The sequence below is a fragment of the Petrotoga sp. 9PWA.NaAc.5.4 genome (assembly GCF_002895485.1).
In the GTDB taxonomy this organism is placed as follows: domain Bacteria; phylum Thermotogota; class Thermotogae; order Petrotogales; family Petrotogaceae; genus AZRK01.
Genome location: NZ_AZRK01000002.1, coordinates 136907 through 153855 on the forward strand (window position 1 = coordinate 136907; position 16949 = coordinate 153855).

General features: G+C 30.1%; 13 protein-coding genes. All 13 read right to left on the bottom strand.

Annotated features, from left to right (window positions below; translation table 11 throughout):
- Positions 1-16 precede the first annotated feature (16 nt).
- Positions 17-2200, bottom strand: coding sequence for a TIM-barrel domain-containing protein (locus X924_RS02050; RefSeq protein ID WP_121957286.1), 2184 nt, complete (start codon positions 2198-2200; stop codon positions 17-19).
- Between the two features lie 537 nt (positions 2201-2737).
- Entirely contained in the window at positions 2738-2935 is a 198-nt protein-coding gene (locus X924_RS02055; RefSeq protein WP_121957287.1) for a hypothetical protein, read from the bottom strand.
- Between the two features lie 2 nt (positions 2936-2937).
- Positions 2938-3291, bottom strand: coding sequence for a TIM-barrel domain-containing protein (locus X924_RS02060; RefSeq protein ID WP_158245278.1), 354 nt, complete (start codon positions 3289-3291; stop codon positions 2938-2940).
- Between the two features lie 320 nt (positions 3292-3611).
- Positions 3612-3971 carry a winged helix-turn-helix domain-containing protein gene (locus X924_RS02065; protein WP_121957289.1) on the bottom strand — a complete coding sequence of 120 codons (360 nt, stop codon included), beginning with the start codon at positions 3969-3971 and terminating at the stop codon, positions 3612-3614.
- Positions 3972-4159: 188 nt separating this feature from the next.
- Positions 4160-5893 (bottom strand): DUF4910 domain-containing protein, encoded by a 1734-nt coding sequence (locus X924_RS02070; RefSeq protein ID WP_158245279.1) that lies wholly within the window; start codon positions 5891-5893, stop codon positions 4160-4162.
- A gap of 1 nt (position 5894) precedes the next feature.
- The gene (galT, locus tag X924_RS02075; RefSeq protein ID WP_121957291.1) at positions 5895-6935 is read right to left on the bottom strand and encodes a galactose-1-phosphate uridylyltransferase; all 1041 of its coding nucleotides are present in this window, start codon (positions 6933-6935) and stop codon (positions 5895-5897) included.
- 133 nt (positions 6936-7068) lie between these two features.
- Complete coding sequence (locus X924_RS02080) at positions 7069-8517, bottom strand: glycogen synthase (protein ID WP_121957292.1); 1449 nt, start codon at positions 8515-8517, stop codon at positions 7069-7071.
- Positions 8514-9134, bottom strand: coding sequence for a CBS domain-containing protein (locus X924_RS02085; RefSeq protein WP_121957293.1), 621 nt, complete (start codon positions 9132-9134; stop codon positions 8514-8516). The genes X924_RS02080 and X924_RS02085 overlap by 4 nt, the downstream gene beginning before the upstream one ends.
- Positions 9135-9176: 42 nt before the next feature.
- Positions 9177-10400, bottom strand: coding sequence for a M20 family metallo-hydrolase (locus tag X924_RS02090; protein ID WP_121957294.1), 1224 nt, complete (start codon positions 10398-10400; stop codon positions 9177-9179).
- 208 nt (positions 10401-10608) lie between these two features.
- Positions 10609-11667: a magnesium/cobalt transporter CorA gene (corA, locus tag X924_RS02095; protein ID WP_121957295.1), complete on the bottom strand. Its 1059-nt coding sequence runs from the start codon at positions 11665-11667 to the stop codon at positions 10609-10611.
- Positions 11664-14840 carry an exodeoxyribonuclease V subunit beta gene (locus X924_RS02100; RefSeq protein ID WP_121957296.1) on the bottom strand — a complete coding sequence of 1059 codons (3177 nt, stop codon included), beginning with the start codon at positions 14838-14840 and terminating at the stop codon, positions 11664-11666. The genes corA and X924_RS02100 overlap by 4 nt, the downstream gene beginning before the upstream one ends.
- 334 nt (positions 14841-15174) lie before the next feature.
- Positions 15175-15903, bottom strand: coding sequence for an ABC transporter ATP-binding protein (locus tag X924_RS02105; RefSeq protein ID WP_121957297.1), 729 nt, complete (start codon positions 15901-15903; stop codon positions 15175-15177).
- Positions 15876-16865: an ABC transporter permease gene (locus X924_RS02110; protein ID WP_121957298.1), complete on the bottom strand. Its 990-nt coding sequence runs from the start codon at positions 16863-16865 to the stop codon at positions 15876-15878. Before X924_RS02110 ends, X924_RS02105 begins: the two co-directional genes overlap by 28 nt.
- Positions 16866-16949 lie beyond the last annotated feature (84 nt).

The window sequence follows — 16949 nt, forward strand, 5'->3', positions numbered from 1 at the left end:
ATCCCAAGTTTTTATATTAAATTAACATATCTTTTTTGACCACACTTCCGTCACTGTCATATATTTCAAAATGAATAGTTTTAATTTTTAACATATTGTTTTTGTCGTCCTTTTTTATAGCTATTTTGAAATCATTTCTTTCTTTTGTGACATCTATTTTTATAGTTCCAAAGTCACCTTTAACAAAATTGTAGGTTGTCCCATCATCGTCATAATAATTGTAAAGTGCGTGATCTGTAACCAAACCTGCAACAGTTAATTCAGTTATATCTTTTTCTCCAACAAAATTCATCGGTTCAGAAAGAACAATCAAACTATTTTCTTTTATGAAGAGTGGAATTTCCGATAAATCAGCTTTTATATAGTAATCTCCAGGTTCATATACTTTCATCTTTCTTTCCTCATACTTTGAAGCAGTCCAATTTAACCATTTTACTTGGGGTAAATGTACATATCTACCTTTTTTGTTTTGCTCATAAACAGGTGCTACCATTAAGGATTCTCCATACATATATTGATCTTCAATATCTTTTGACCTTGGGTTTTCGAAAACAAATGATATCGGTTTTACAAATGGATTAGAATCTTTAACCGAGTTCATATATTCAGAATAAGTGTAAGGTAAAAATGCATACCTTAATCTTACTATATCTCTCATAATATTCAGAGATTCTTCGTCGAATTGCCAAGGTTCTTGTGGCCTTGTATTAAGAGCTGTGTGATTTCTAAAAAATGGTGTGAATGCGCCGAGTTCCATCCATCTTACAACTAATTCAGCAGAAGCATCTGCACCAAATCCCCCTATATCAGCTCCTGTATAAAAAAATCCCATCATGTTTAATGATTGTAGCATTCTTATATTGACTAAAATATGTTCCCACCAAGACTTATTATCTCCCATCCAAATTGACGCTATTCTGTGAAGTCCTGGGTAGCTACTTCTTGATAGTAATAATGTTCTTTGATTGGGTAATAATTCTTTCATTTCATCAGCAGTTGCTTGAGTATTTTTAAATCCATATAAATTATGTACTAAATCATGGTTAATCAAGGTTCCATCGTCTAATTTATGATAAAAGCTTCTATAATCTTCTCTGTTGTTAGAAATTTTAGCGAAACTCTCTTTTGCTAAGAATACTTCAATTCCTAACTCTTCTTTATTTTTTTCTAAATCTTTGAGTAAGTCAAAAAGTTTATCTAAACTTTTTGGGGTATAAAATATAGACGGTTCGTTCATATCGTTCCAGAATCCTTTTATTCCCATATCTGTAAATACTTTATATTTTTGCCCCCACCACTTTCTAACTTTCGAATTTAAAAAATCAGGGAAGTGTGTTAATCCCGGCCAAACAGCAGTTACAAAAGGCTTTCCATCTTTATCAACACAAAAGTATCCGTTTTTCTTTCCTTCTTCGTATACTTCGTAACCTTCTTCAATTTTCACTCCAGGATCCAATATAGGAATGACTTTTATTCCTTTTTCTTTTAAATCTTTTACCATACCTTCGTAGTTAGGAAACGTTTCTTTATTGATCGTAAATACTTTATAACTATCCATATAATCTATATCTGTATATATTACATCCAAAGGGATTCCTAATTCTCTATATTTATTTGCAACTTCTCTAACTTCTTTCTCACTAAAATAACTCCATCTCGATTGTTGATACCCAAAAGCCCATTTTGGAGGTATATATGGCTTACCCGTCAAATTGAAATACTCTTTTATTATAGTTAATTTTTCATCACAGTCAAAAATATATAAATCAAAATCTTTAGAAAAAATAGTTATTTTCAAAATATCTTTGTGAGTAAAACCAATATCAAAGATTATTTCTGAAGGGTAATCGATAAATATTCCAAAAGTCTTTTCTCCATCTAATATCATAAAAGGATGAGATCCGTACAAAGATTCCTTTTCAGGCGTATGTTCAGGGTCATCTGTAGCGTAAAATCTGTAACGCTTACCTCTTTTATTCAAAGCCCCTAAGGTTTCACCAAGTCCATATACAACATCATCTTTTGCCATTTCATAAATAAAACTTATTTCGTTACTTCCTTCTTCTATTGTAAAAAAAGTAACATTTGAAACCTGCTCAAAATTATTGTTATCCATATCTACAATAACGGCACCTGTATTAAAAGGAGTTCCACTTTTGTATAATGTAGTCATATTAGAGATTTGCATCTTTTTAAACACGTAAATTTCCTCCTAAAAATATAAAATTTACTTACTTTAAGAATTCTAAAACGACAGGGTTCCATCCTGAACCACTCTAAATTCAAAGTCTTATTTTTAGAAATTTCTTCATTTCTAAAGTTCTTATATAAAATTTAATAATAAATCAAAGATATTATATCATTTAAAACAATAAATTTATAAGCTATAAAATAAAAAACAAAAATAAGCTATTTAATTATCCAATCAATTCCAATAATACCTTTTCTACCTTTTTTTGCAATACCTATCAAAGCGTCTTCTTTATTAAATTCTTCTTTTAACTTTTTTATTCTTTGAGAATAATTCTTTAAAACTAATTCGGAATGTTTCAAATTTATCGATTATTAAAATGGAATTAAATTCTTGATTACAATGAGATTCTCCTAAAGCCTTAAATTTTTCTATACTTAGAGGGATGATAGCTCCTTTTCTTAAAAATACTGGATGATAAGTACAACATTTATATGTAAAAGGAGAACCATCGCTATTAATCCATTTTCCATCCCATAAGCTTAGTCATTCTCCTTTTGGTATTTTTATTCTATCTTCTTTTTCTTTATCGAGCATTGGAAAAACTATGATATCTCTTCCAAAAAAATATGATAAAGGCTGATCGTAAAACGTAAAGTTTTCCAACCATGTTGGATAAGTAAGAGGCCCACTATTTTCTACACTATACTTTGCTTCTCGAAAAATATAGGGAGACAAATTCATTCTTAAAGAAGCACAAAATCTATAAAAATCGAGTATTTGATTATATCATTATAATATTTCGCTATATTCCAAGGTGACCTTTCCGCACTTGGAACAGGATCTCCAGAATGTTCAGAATGAAATTGAAATATAGGGGTAAAAATTGCCAATTCACAAGATCTCTTGTAGAGATCAATTTCTGGAAGATCTCCACTAAAACCTGCAATATCCCAACCCCAAAAAGGATTTCCTGAAAGAGAAACATTGAGACCAGCTATAATACAGGCCTTTAAGGCTTCGTAAGAATCGTCAGGTATTTTCTTAATATGCTGACGCAATAAAAGAATACCAAAGATATTAAAAAATGAATATAACACTATTCCTACGTAGGTATTTAGCAATTTTATATTCCGTAGTATTAATTGGTAATAAGTGTAACACTACCAGGTATCATCATAGTGATAATAAATAAACCGAACAAGAATTCTCTACTCTTAAAAGGAATCTTTGCAAATACATAAGCTGCCATACTCGCTGAAAGAACACTTATAAATGTTATAGAAATAGAAACTATAATACTATTTAAAAAAGCTTTACCGAAAGGAAAGAAGTTGAATAATTTAGAATATGCTTCAAAACTTCGTTTTTAGAAAATTCTCATTTCTAAAGTCACTACTAAATCTTTTCGATTCATATGTTAAACCTTAATATCGAACAACTCCTCTTGAATTACTTGATATACACCTTCTAATGTCCAAGCTTCTGGTACAAAAGCATCGACATCAAAGATTACACGTTCTCCTAAATTTCCAAAAGCATTTTCCTTTGCAAAGTTTACAGCTTTTTCTAAAAAGTAGTCAGAGAATTCTATTGCTTCTCCTCCTATTAATATATCCTGGGGCGCAAACACATTGATCAAACCTTTTTGTATAAGTTCGGAGACTATCTTAGTCACTGTTCCACCGCTTAATCCTGTTTTCCTAGATAGTGAAGCCCTATCAATCTTTTGTTCTAAGAATATTTCTTTCAATATTGTTTTTTCATTTATATTTCTCATTAATTGTTTGTTACCTAATATAGCTATTTTTTGCCTCTTTAATGATGTTTATCTTTCTTTCTTTACTAAGAAAAGTAAGTATAAAATAATTACAAATTAAACTTATAAAATAATCAAGCGGATTTATAGAAAGTTATTATGAATTAGGGATATTTAAAGGCAATTAAATTCATTTAGCTATAATTTTCTTAGAAATATGAATTTTCTATCAAATTTTCTTCTTTTAATCTCTTTAGATAATATTCTAATTCATATTGTACATCTTCTTTGATATTTAATTCAGATTTGGCAATATTGATAGCATCTTCTTTTGCAAAACCAAGCTCAAAAAGGTTTAAAAATTCATCAAAAAAGTCATCTAAATTGGGGACCTTGTTTTTAGACGATTTAAACCACAATATATCCTCGATTGTTTGCCATGAGTTTGAAATAGAACCTTTGTTTTTTCTTATTTTTCTTTTTTCAGTAGGAATCAAAACAAAATCAACTTTTTCTTTAAAAAAGTCAAGTAATTCTTTTTCTACTTCAGCATATTTTGATAGTTGATTTAGTTTTGTATAGGTTATATAATTTATATAATTTGCAACTATGCTATTTTTTTCTGCAATAAATTTAAAATGATTGTTAATTATCTTACCTTCTACTTGCGCTGAAACTTCCTTTGTCATGTTGGAAAGATCGTATATTGTTTTCAGAACGGCTTTTCCTATCCATTCTATTGTTTCTTTTGAACATTTGTCTACCGTGTCTTCACTTGAATGATAGTATCTATCAGGCCAATTTGTCAAAGACACTGCTGGAATGTTCATGTTAGGATCAGAAAAGATATAGTGATCAGAACCTCCTGAGTATTTTTCTAAGGATAATCTGAAAAAATGATTTTCTAAATTTATAAAAAGTAATTCTGCTAAAAATGAAGGTATCGACCAAGGTGATGGAGTTAAATTCAAGGTTGATCCTGTCTTAAATTGATCCTCTCCTACCATATCTAAGTTTATAACGTAAGCATTTTTGGGGACTTTTTTAGTTAGGTATGCTGCTGTACCAAACATTTCGGGTACCCATAATCCAATTATTTGCCTATCCAAAGTATCTTCAAATTTTTCTAATACTCTCATTATTTCTGCTAAAAGAGCGGAACCACTTGCATTATCGTTTGCACCGGGTTTTGGATGGCACAAGTGAGCAGTTAGCAATATTGACTGTTTATCAGTATGTTTACCCAATGTTTTTTCGATAACCTCTATATTATTTGTGCCTTCGTCGGAATCTAAGAATGCTTCTATATACGTTTCTTTTTTAGATATAGATTCTTTTAATTCTAGAAATTCATTGTATGGGAGAGCATAACCATACGCATATTTTTTCTTGAAATCTGGAAAAGAAGTGTAATTAACAGTATCTGGCAATAATTCTGGAGTTCGATCTATAGATTTTTCTTGACTTCTCATGTAATGATTTAATATACATTTAGCTCCAAACTTTTCTACAGCGTAATGATATACTATTCGAGGATTCCCTTCAGCTAAAACAGCGTTACCCTCTTCAAAGTCCTTATAATCTTCTTCATTTTCCCCGCTTCCTACATCAAAAACTTTTAATTTTTCAACTCCATTGGTTTTATCTGATAAAAATATAGCAGAAATGGGGGTTAAATAAAGATTAGAGACTATATATTTACCATTATAATATTTCAAGAAGCCTCCTTTTAAATTCCAACTGAAAGGACTCTTCCAGCTATTATATGTTTTATCTATTGGAAAAAGAAAAAGATTAGATGATCCTACAAAATTTCTTATTGTTTTTACAGTTTGTGAATATTCTAAACTTCCTTTAGCTCTGTGAAAAGAAGATATCTTTCCTATTAATTCAATAACGTTTTTTTCTGAAAACTCATAAAATATTTCTTCTAAATTAAACATTTTATTTCCACCCTTCGTTTTTAAAGTTGGCATAAAGCTTATCTTTTTCTTCGGTTAAGTCGATGCAAGCCTGTTCAGGGGATATATGATTGATATAAAATCCCGTTCCCCATTCAAATCCTGCAATATTGGTTAACCTTGGAATTATTTCTATATGCCAATGATAATAAGCATCTAAACCCTCAATGAAGGGGGAAGTATGTATAAACAAATTAAATGGAGGATCCCCTATTCTTCTTTCAAATTTTTCTGCTATACAGGAAAGGGTTTTAGATAATTCTTCAACTAATATAGGTTTTGTTTCTAAAGAACCAAAATCATGAGAATGTTTTGTAGGTAAAATCCAAGTTTCATATGGGAATCGGGAAGCATAAGGTTCCATTACGATAAAGTCATCTGTTTTTAGAACTATTCTTGTTTTATCTTTTAATTCTTGATTTATAATATCACAATATACACATCTTTCTCTAAAATCGTAATAAGCCTTTGAACCTTCTATTTCTGATCTTATAGTTATAGGAACTATAGGTGTAGCTATCAATTGAGAATGTGGGTGAGATAACGAAGCTCCAGCTTCTTTTCCTTTGTTTTTAAATATTTGAATGTACTTAATATTATTATCTTTTCTTATATCTTGGAATCTTTTAATGTAAGCCCAAATTATTTCTCTAATTTGATTTTCAGAAATTTTAGCCCAAGATGCGTTGTGCTCCGGGGTTTCTATGATTACTTCATGATATCCATATCCAGATATCTGGTCGTATATGCCTAATCCTTGTTTTTTTAAACTATTATCAGGGCTTAATGCGGGGAATTTATTAGGAACCACTCTCAGCCACCAACCAGGAGAATTAGGAGGAGAAGAAGGTTCTCTAAAAGCCAAAACTTCCGGTGGGGTACTAAATTCATTTCCATAATCAAAAGGACAAAAATTGTTGTCAGGTACTTCTCGGGATTTTTTAAAGTCCATGGGTCTTTTTGATCGTTCTGAGGAAACTATAACCCATCTTTTTGTGATGGGATCTTTTCTTAATTCAATCATATTTTTACCCTCATTTTTATTTTTTGAAAATCATCATTTCTAAAGCGCTTATATTTAGAGACAATCGTATATATAGGTTGTCTATTATATGAGATTTAGTAGTACAATTATCAATTAACTCTTTTAAGCAAAATCAATTAAATTTTTTTGCTATAGCTTTTTTATATAATTCTACATAACTTTTAGCAGTTTTTTCATAAGAGAAATCAGCTTGCATGCAATTTTTAAAAATTATCTTCCATTCTTCTTCTTTCTTTTGATTGTAGTAGGTAGCTTTTAAAATTGTGTACAATAAATCTGTTTCACTATAATCATAAAATCCAAAGCCTGTACCTTTTTTTGTTTCAGAGTCATATTCTTGCACTGTATCTACTAATCCTCCAGTATATCTTACCACAGGAATAGTGCCGTATCTCATTGCATACATCTGGCCAAGTCCACATGGTTCATACCGGGAGGGCATCAAAAAAATATCTGAACCCGCATAAATTTTTTGTGCAAGGTCAGCATCGAACTTAATGTTAATAGAAACTTTTTCTGGAAAAGAATCCTCTAAAGAAATTAAAAATCGTTCGTATTTTTTGTCTCCTGTTCCAAGCATCACGAATTGAACATCTGCAAGAAGAAAATAGTTAATTACATTTGAAATCAAGTCTAATCCTTTTTGGTCGAACAATCTTCCAATAAAAGAAATTAGGGTAGAATATTTTTTAATTGGAAGCTCCAAATATTCTTGCAATTTTATTTTATTATTAAGTTTATCTTCATATGTACGTATTGGATAAAATATATGGGGATCTGTTTCGGGATTGTAAATGTTATAATCTATCCCATTAATTACACCGTATAAATCTTCAGATCGTATTTTTAAAATACCTTCTAATCCATAGCCATATTCACTTGTTTGTATTTCTTTTGCATATGTGGGACTAACTGTATTTATTATGTCACTAAACATTAAGCCACCTTTTAATACATTGATTTTTCCATAGAACTCCAAAGCATCGATATTAAAAAGATAGCCAGGTAAACCTGCCTGAAATATAAATTCTGGTGCAAATACTCCTTGATATCCAATATTGTGTATGGTCAAAAGAGTTGATAGCTTACCAAGTGCTTTATCTTCAAAATAATTTGTTTTCAAGTAAACGGGAATAAGTGAAGTATGCCAATCATTAATATGAACGATATTTGTATCAGGTTCAATTTCTTTTATGGTTTTCAAAGCAATGTCGCTAAAATAAGAGGTTTTTAAAAAAATATTTTCTTCTTCGTATACATTTTCTGAATCAAATAAACCTTCTGTCTTTAGAAAATAGATTTTAACGTCGGAATCAGGTAAAAAACTCTTATATATAGAAAAAGGAGCTTTATATTTATGTGAATCAGGAACTAAATCTTTTTTTACAATTTCGAATTTTGAAGTATCGAAATTGTCCTCTATATTTTTGTGAAAAGGCATTATTACATAGCATTCTTCACCCAATTTTTTTAAATATTTTGGTAGAGCTCCAGCAACGTCTGCTAAGCCTCCAACCTTTACGAAGGGAGAAACTTCAAAAGATACAAATGAAATTTTCAATTTTCTTGACCTCCTTTCTCTTCATATACACCTTCATACTCAATATTTTGTTCGTCCAATATATCTGAAACATAGTTAATATCTGTTATACCTAATTTTAAGCTGACCATTCTTTTATCTTTACTTATTTTTGCGGTCATTAGGGATAAAACATTGATTTTCTTCAAGGCAAACACATTGAGTACTTTGTTCAATTCTCCTGGTGAATCGCTTATGATAATAATTGCTCTTGTACCTGATTCATCCATAGCAGAGATAGTTTTAAAAGCTTTCAACACTTGAAAGAATCCAAAAATGCCAACAGGATAAAGTTCTATATCAACAACGGGTACTACTTTTATTTTGCTATCCATCATTAAAAGTAAGGCATCTTCTAAAAGGTCATCATCAAATAGAAAATTATCAGTAGGATCTAAAACTTCCAAAAGAGATTTAGATGGATCCATTGTATCAAGTATGGGCAAATCCCCTTGAGTAAGTAAATTATAAAGAGTACCGTCTCTTCGTATTATAATTAAATTTTCACTACCTTGTTTTAACTTTGCTATAGCTTTTTCTACTTTTTCATTGTAGTCTATAGTATCAAAGTGAGTATCCTGCCAAATCTTTACGTACATCTTATAACCCCCAATATGTGTATGAGAATAGAAAAATAAATATTATAACTTTGACATTAAATAAGCAAAAACATTTGTGTCATTTATCAGATTAGCTATTTTTACATATTCATTAGGTTGATGAGCTGTTCCATCTATAGTTGACCAAACAACGGCGGGAAAACCCGCTGCTCTAACTATAGCTGCACACGTTCCACCACCAATTCCCCCAACTTTCACATCAATTCTTCTAAGTTCTTGAATAGACTCTATCAATTTATTTACTGCTGGGTGATCTTTTGGAGTAGGTTTAGTAGCTTTCTCAAAATGTTCTGCCTCTATTTTAATTTTCACATTCCATTTTTTTTCATATTCTTTGGAAAGGGTTCTTAAATTCTCGATGATTTCTTCTACATCATAGTTAGGTAAAATTCTTCCATCAAAGTATACAACATCCGTTCCAGGGATTGTATTTATATTTTCAACGTTAGTTATTTTTTTGGTAGGTTCAAAAGAAGAGTAAGGGAAGTTAAATAAATCGTCCTTCAAATTATAATTTTCATGAACATACTTATCAGCTGCCAAAGCAAAATCCATTCCTGCTCTATGAGCGTTTATCGAAATATCTGGCATTGAAGCATGTCCTTGTTTGCCAAAGGTGGTAATCTTTAACCAAATAATTGATTTTTCTGCAATTTCAATAAAACTTCCGTCGCTTTCTCCCGCATCGGGAACATAGAACCAATCTCCTTCTTTGAATAAACCTTGCTTCAACAAATATTTTATTCCGTATTCAGATCCCGTTTCTTCATCTGATACTAACGCTATAGCTATGTTATCTTTTGGTTTAATTTTTAAATCCATCAAGCTTTTAATGGCAAATATAGTTGAAATTAAAGAAGCTCCGTTATCTTCGCTACCTCTACCATAAATTTTTCCGTCTTTTTCGACAGGTTCAAACGGATCTGTTTCCCATAAACTTATATCTCCTGCTGGGACTTTATCCATGTGAGTGATAAACCAAATTGTTCTTTTCGGTTCACTGCCTTTGTATATGCAAACAATATTTGGCCTATAACCTTCTTCAACGGCATCATCAGGTGCGTCATATCTTTTAATTTCATCAAATCTCCAAGTTTTCATTAGTGATTCTAACCACTCAGCGGCTTCTTTTTCACCAGGGCCCCCAGCTCGCGGATTAACCGAATTAATTGATATGAACTTCTTAGAACTTTCTATTATCTCATTTTTTAAGTCTTCTATTCTTCTTAATATAGATTCTTTCATATAAAATTCCTCCTTGATTAACTAATTTTTACTCACTTTAGAAATCCCAAAATTCTCCCACTAATCCTTAATTTCTGTATTTCTTTGCTACGTGTAGCGAAAGAGGGGGGAGGGTTCCGCCCTGGACCCGTTATAAATTCAAATGCTTATTTTTCAAAAATCTTTAATTCTAAAGCTCCTATAACTAATTTTTACTCACTTAGAAATCCTAAAACCATTTATTCCTTTTAAATAGAATGATCATTATTATAGCAATAGTTGCCATAACTCCCAAAACTATGAAATATCCATATTTAAAGGTTAATTCAGGCATGTAAGTAAAATTCATTCCATATATTCCCGCAATGAATGAAAGCGGAATAAAAATGGTTGAAATGATCGTCAATATTCTCATTATTTCGTTTAATCGATTGTTTACTATTGAAAGATAAATGTCAGTCATATTAGATAAACTTTCTCTCATGGAATCAAGTGATTCATTTATTCTTATCGTATGATCGTATAAATCCAAAAAATAGATCTGATTTGTTTCGTTTATAAAACCTTTTTCTTTTCGTTGAAATTGAAAAATAAGGTCTTTCATTGGAATTATATACCTTCTAAAGTTAAGTATATCTTTTTTTAATTGTTTTAGTTTAACAAAAAGATCCTCTGTCACGTCTTCAGGAATTTTTTCATCTACCTCTTCAATATCTATGGAAAAATAATTTAGCTTTGAAAAATAACTATCCACAACTATGTCTAATAAAGAAAAAACTAAGTATCCAATATCCTTATTTCTTATATTGCCTGCATTTGATTTTAAATTGTTCTTAAGTAGAGAAACGATATAGTTTTCTTCTTCAAAAAATGTTATCAAAATATTATCTCTCACAACAATACTTAATTGCTTTAATCCTTCATCTTCTTTCTTCAATCCTGATAATATTTTTATAACGATATATATATAATTTTCATAAAACTCTGTCTTTGTTCTTTGGTTAATATTAACTATATCTTCAAGGGTTAATTTATGAATACCAAAAATCGTTCCTATTTCTTGGAGTTTCTGAGAATCTGAAATATGAAGAAAGTTTATCCAATGAATTCTATCTTGTTCGAGATTTTTCAATGATTCAGCATCAACATTTTCACTTTCTTTGTAAAGTGATTGATTATAGGAAACCACATTTATAATAGCTTTAGTAGGTTTCAATTCACCTGTATATATTAACTCTCCGGGTGCTTTTCCAAGTTTACTTCTAATTTTTTGTGTGTTGTTTCTCATTTTTGATGTCCTTCTTTCAATTGATTGGTTATTCTTATTATTAATTCTTTTTCAAAATCTGGTTCATATTCAATCTTTATGGGCTCTTTCAAAGTTTTTATACTCAATATGTATCCAGCTTTAGGGATACCAAAATCAGATAATAAGTATAAATAAAACAAAATTTGAAATTTATAATCATTTATCTTTTTTTTATCTTTTAAATCAGAGTACTTGTAATCTAGTATCTCTATTTCATTATTTTTAATTATTACTTTATCGGGTATGCCAAAAAGCATATAATTTTTACCTTCGAAATAAAAACATTTCATTAACCGCCATTCGTTCTTTATTATTGTATTTGCATTTCGAGTAAAAGCCTTTTTCACTATCTCTATTTGATCAAATCCTTTGGGTAATTCACCATTTTCAGTCATATTTCTAATTTGGCTTAAGTTCTGAGCACTTTGGAGTTTATCATGTAGTTCGGATCCCTTAAATAAACGTTCTTCATCTGAGAAGATATTCTTTGGTTCAGAGAATAACGTTTTGACTTCATTTGTATTTTCTATATCTTCAATTAACTTCGCTTCAGAGGGTTTTAATTCATTTATCAGATAAGTAGGAGCTATGTATTTTTTATAGGAAAGATAATTAAAATCTTCAAAGTTTTGTGTGGGGATTTCTTTAAAAGTGTTCTCGTTAAAATAACTTTTTTCAAGACTTTTTTCTTTAATATCTCTGAAGTTGATTATATCTATTTCTGAATCTAAAGCATTTAAAAAAAGGTCCGTCATAGAAGAAGCCCTGCTATTTTTCAATAAAATGGGGATCAATAAATCTTTTGCTCTGGTAATTCCAACGTAAGCGATTCTATGGGTTTCTGTTCTTTCCAAAAAATCGTTATTTCTAAACCATTTAAATAACCAATTATCTGTGTTTTCTAAAGTATCTTTGAAAATGTTTTTCAAAATATAGTATCTGTTACCTTCAGTATCCGGTAAAGAAAATTCTATATAAGGCTTTTTAATTTTTTTTTCTAAAGAATCATGTAATCCAATTAAAAAGACTATAGGAAATTCCAAACCTTTAGACTTATGAATGGTCATTACTTTGACACTGTTAGAAGTTTCGTCTTCTAAAGAAGCTTCTTCTTCTGAGATAACAGAAGCCTTTTTTAAAAATCTTATTAATTCAGAAAAAGAATTAGCTATTCTATTGTATTCTTCAGCTTGATTTATAAGTTTTCTGACATTTGATATTGAACTTTCAGGTTCATTAGTTAGAGAAAGTTTTAGAAAATAATTATTTTCATTTATAATACCTTTAAAAATTGTTGAAGGAGGTAGATAGTACTTAAGGTCAGAATATTTTTTAATTACTTCGTAGCTATTTACTATATCCTTAGAGTAATTTTCTTTTATTTTTTCAAAAGTTTCAAATAAACTACCGCTTCGATTTTTTATTAATTTTGATAAATCTTGCAAACTCAAACCTACCAACGCAGACATCATATATTTTACGAATTCATAGTCGTTATATGGGTTTTGAACACAGCTCATGGCTGCAAATATAGCTTGAATTTCTGGTTTATTATAAAAGGATTTACTACCTACAATGTAAAATGGAATTGCATATTTAGATAAAATTTTTCTGAGTGGTTCTTCTATATTTTTCATATCTCGAGTAAGAATAGCGATATCTTTTGGTTCGATTTTCCTTCTTTCGTATGTAGCTTTTCCATCTTTGCGTATTCTAAAATCATGTTCTTGACCTAATAATCTTGTTATTGCTTTAGCTACTACTTCCGTTTCAATATTTATGCGTTCCTCTGCATTTCCTAAATGTAACTCTTCGTCATCTTCTACCAAGATAAATTTAACCCTTTTTTTATCGTTATCAGTCAGAGAGGGGATTTTTTCATCTTGCATAGGAGCTAACTCTGCTTCAGATATATCCTCTTCTTTAAAAGAAAGGTTGTCTAATAAAATGGGCTCAATTTCTTCAATTTGTATATTCTCTTTTTTGAAGAGCACTTCTTTTGATAAAAAGTTTGAAAAATCCACTATTTCTCTGTGAGACCTTCTGTTTGTTTTCAATTCTCCTACAGCTACTTCTTCGCTTGAATTTTCTATTTGGGTTAAAGTTTTTGAAAAAACCGAAACATCTGCTCCTCTAAATCTATATATGGATTGTTTCCTATCTCCTACATAAAAAAAGTAATTATTAGAAGTATGAAGTTTATCAAAAATCTCTTTTTGTAAATAATTTGTATCTTGAAATTCGTCTACTATGATATACTTAAATTTATTTTGATATTTTTTGAGTATAGTATCATCGTTTAATATCTCAAGAACCTTTTCCAGAACACCTTTAAAATCATACATAAAAAGATCGATAGTCAATCCTATATAAAACTCTGAAGCTATAAGTGATACTATCTTAATAAACCATAAAAAATTAGCATAAATAGCAGAAAGATTTTCATCGGCTAATTCAATTTCATCTGCTATTTTTGCTCTCGACATTTCCAGTCTCCAATTACGAACGATTATGCTTAACATTTCTCTTATTTCATCTATACTTTTTTCTTTTAGAATCTTTTTAAAAGTATCTTTAAATCTTTCCTTATCTTTTAATAACTCTTTGATGTAGTTTTCAATATTCTCATTTCTTTTTTTTGAAACAAGATTGATCCAATCAATCTCTTGATCCTGATACAGTTCTAAAGCCACTCTTACAGAAGAGTTAACCGATCTCTCAATTTCTCTATCCCTTTGAAAATCGCTAATGATAGAAAAATTAGGATCTACACCAATAGAGACATTGTTTTCTCTTATTATACGGGAGCAAAAACTATCTATGGTTTTTATCCACGATCTTGACATATTTATTTTTATTTCATTCCAATATTTATACCATTCCAAGGCAGTATAATTAGAAGGGACTTTTTCTTCCAATTTTTGAGTAAGCGCCTCAACTATCCGGCTTTTCATTTCTAAAGCAGCTTTGTTGGTAAACGTAACAGCTAAAATTCTATCTACAATTTCTGAATTGGGGTAATTTTTTTCGAGGATTTTTATGTAATATTGGGTAAGTAAATATGTTTTCCCCGTTCCTGCTGACGCAGAAATAAAAAAATTTCTGTTGGGATTATTTATCTCTTTGTAAACATCTATTTTTTTAACACTCATAGTTCAAGCCTCGCATAAATATTTAAAAAAAACTGTCTTAGGAAATTCCAAAATATGATTACTATATCTTAACTAAGTATAACAACAGATATGTCACACGCTCTCAGGTTGAAAGCATGACATCCCTGTAGAAAGAGAAATGCGGCTCCTGCTGGGCCCTCTCTAAATCCAAAAACTTATTTCTAAAGTCCCTAAGGTTTAGAAAATTTAATTTTATGTTTTTATTATTATATCATATAAAAATTGTGAAACTGTATTAATGTTTGACTTATGTAAAAAAACACATTATCCCTATATAGGGATAATGTGCTCACATAACTTTTTATGAGGATTGTTAATTAGCTACCACTTCTTCTTTTAAGCCGCTTTCTTCTGTTCTTTCGTATACAAAATCTTTAGTAACTTTACCATCTTTTATTTCGACAATTCTACTTGCATATTTTTCAACTATTTTCATATTGTGAGTTACCATAATAATTGTCAAACCTAACTCTTTATTTATTTTCAAAGTTAAGTCCATCACTTTTTCCACATTTTTAGGATCTAAAGCAGCGGTGTGTTCATCTAATAAAAGTAGATCTGGTTTTGTTATCGAAGCAAGGATCATAGCAAGAGCTTGTTTTTGACCTCCGGAAAATTCACTAACCTTTGTTTTTAGCCTATTTTCTAAACCCATATTCAAAGATTTTATCAACTCAAGTCCTTGGTATTTTCCAAAAGAAAAAAATCTGTTTCCTTTTTTGGAACCAAGAATAAGATTTTCTTCAAGAGTAAGATCTGGGAAAACACCTCTATCAGGTTCTTGATATACTATTCCAACATTTCTAAATAATTTATATGGTTTGGTCTTCTTTATGTTTTTGGTGCCCAGAGTATATTGGCCGCTTTCTAATTCTACTTCACCTGTTAGAAGCTTCAGTAAAGTGGTTTTTCCCGCGCCATTTGGTCCTATGATAGTAACAAATTCACCTTTTTTTATAGTTAGGTTCAAGCCATCTAAAGCTCTTTTTTCATTATTTTTGTTTTTATTATAAATTACTCGGATGTTCTTAAGCTCAACCATTTTTTTAATTCAACCCTCCTTAAACCAATCACTATAATAATAAACAAAGAAGTTATCAATTTCATATCGCTTGATTGGAATCCGATTACATAACCATATCTCATAGCTAAAGCTAATAAAAATTGATAAACTACGGCTCCTATTAATGGACACAACATATTGTAGAATAAATGCATTTTTCCAAATATTATTTCTCCAAGAATAACGGCAGCTAAAGAAGTAACAACGATTCCTTGACCCATGTTTACATCAGAAAATCCTGCGTACATAGAAAATAAAGATCCGGATATACCAGCAAAAAAGTTTCCTAAAAAAAGACCTATAATACTCATCATTTCAGGATTTATGCCTAAGTTTTTTATACCTAACTTATTACTTCCATATCCTCTTAAAGCTATTCCAAACTCTGTCCTTAAAAAAATAATAGTAATAAAAAATGAAATCAATACAATAGAAAGTAGTAAAGTAGTTGAATTATAGCCAGAATTATCCCTAAATGGCGAGAGGGTCCTTTTGTTTTCATCGTTTTGAATAGTCTGTTGAGAATCTTTGTTAGTACTCATACCTAAAAGATCGTCTAATTTTGTTTTTTCTGTATAATAAGCTGTTTGCTGTGACTTAATTTCTTTGGGAGTGGAAATATTTGGACCGTTCATTACTCTTATATTTATGGAATAAAGCATAGTCATAACAAGAATACTTGCGAGTAACACGTTTACTTTTAATTTGTTATATATCAAAGCAGTAATTATTCCAAAAAATCCTGCCATTATTCCTCCAAGAATCATACACAATATCCATGGCAATCCCGCATACATAAAAGCGACAGTTACGGCTCCACCCAAAACATAAGAACCGTCGGGGGTTAAATCTGGAAGATCTATTACTCTAAAACTTATAAAGACTCCCATTGCGACAAGAGATGCTATGAGACCTTGTTCTAAAATTCCTATCAAATCCATAATTTTCCTCCAAAAAAAGAACTTTTACAGTTACTGTCTTTAGAAATTCTAAAATTCGTTTTATCAATCTCAATTCTAATCTTT

What these genes read in the sequence shown, in the direction of transcription:
- X924_RS02055 (WP_121957287.1), bottom strand. Translation starts at nt 2,935, where the DNA reads ATGAATTTGTCTCCCTATATTTTTCGAGAAGCAAAGTATAGTGTAGAA.
- X924_RS02065 (WP_121957289.1), bottom strand. Translation starts at nt 3,971, where the DNA reads ATGAGAAATATAAATGAAAAAACAATATTGAAAGAAATATTCTTAGAA.
- X924_RS02070 (WP_158245279.1), bottom strand. Translation starts at nt 5,893, where the DNA reads ATGTTTAATTTAGAAGAAATATTTTATGAGTTTTCAGAAAAAAACGTT.
- galT (WP_121957291.1), bottom strand. Translation starts at nt 6,935, where the DNA reads ATGATTGAATTAAGAAAAGATCCCATCACAAAAAGATGGGTTATAGTT.
- X924_RS02085 (WP_121957293.1), bottom strand. Translation starts at nt 9,134, where the DNA reads ATGTACGTAAAGATTTGGCAGGATACTCACTTTGATACTATAGACTAC.
- X924_RS02090 (WP_121957294.1), bottom strand. Translation starts at nt 10,400, where the DNA reads ATGAAAGAATCTATATTAAGAAGAATAGAAGACTTAAAAAATGAGATA.
- corA (WP_121957295.1), bottom strand. Translation starts at nt 11,667, where the DNA reads ATGAGAAACAACACACAAAAAATTAGAAGTAAACTTGGAAAAGCACCC.
- X924_RS02100 (WP_121957296.1), bottom strand. Translation starts at nt 14,840, where the DNA reads ATGAGTGTTAAAAAAATAGATGTTTACAAAGAGATAAATAATCCCAAC.
- X924_RS02105 (WP_121957297.1), bottom strand. Translation starts at nt 15,903, where the DNA reads ATGGTTGAGCTTAAGAACATCCGAGTAATTTATAATAAAAACAAAAAT.
- X924_RS02110 (WP_121957298.1), bottom strand. Translation starts at nt 16,865, where the DNA reads ATGGATTTGATAGGAATTTTAGAACAAGGTCTCATAGCATCTCTTGTC.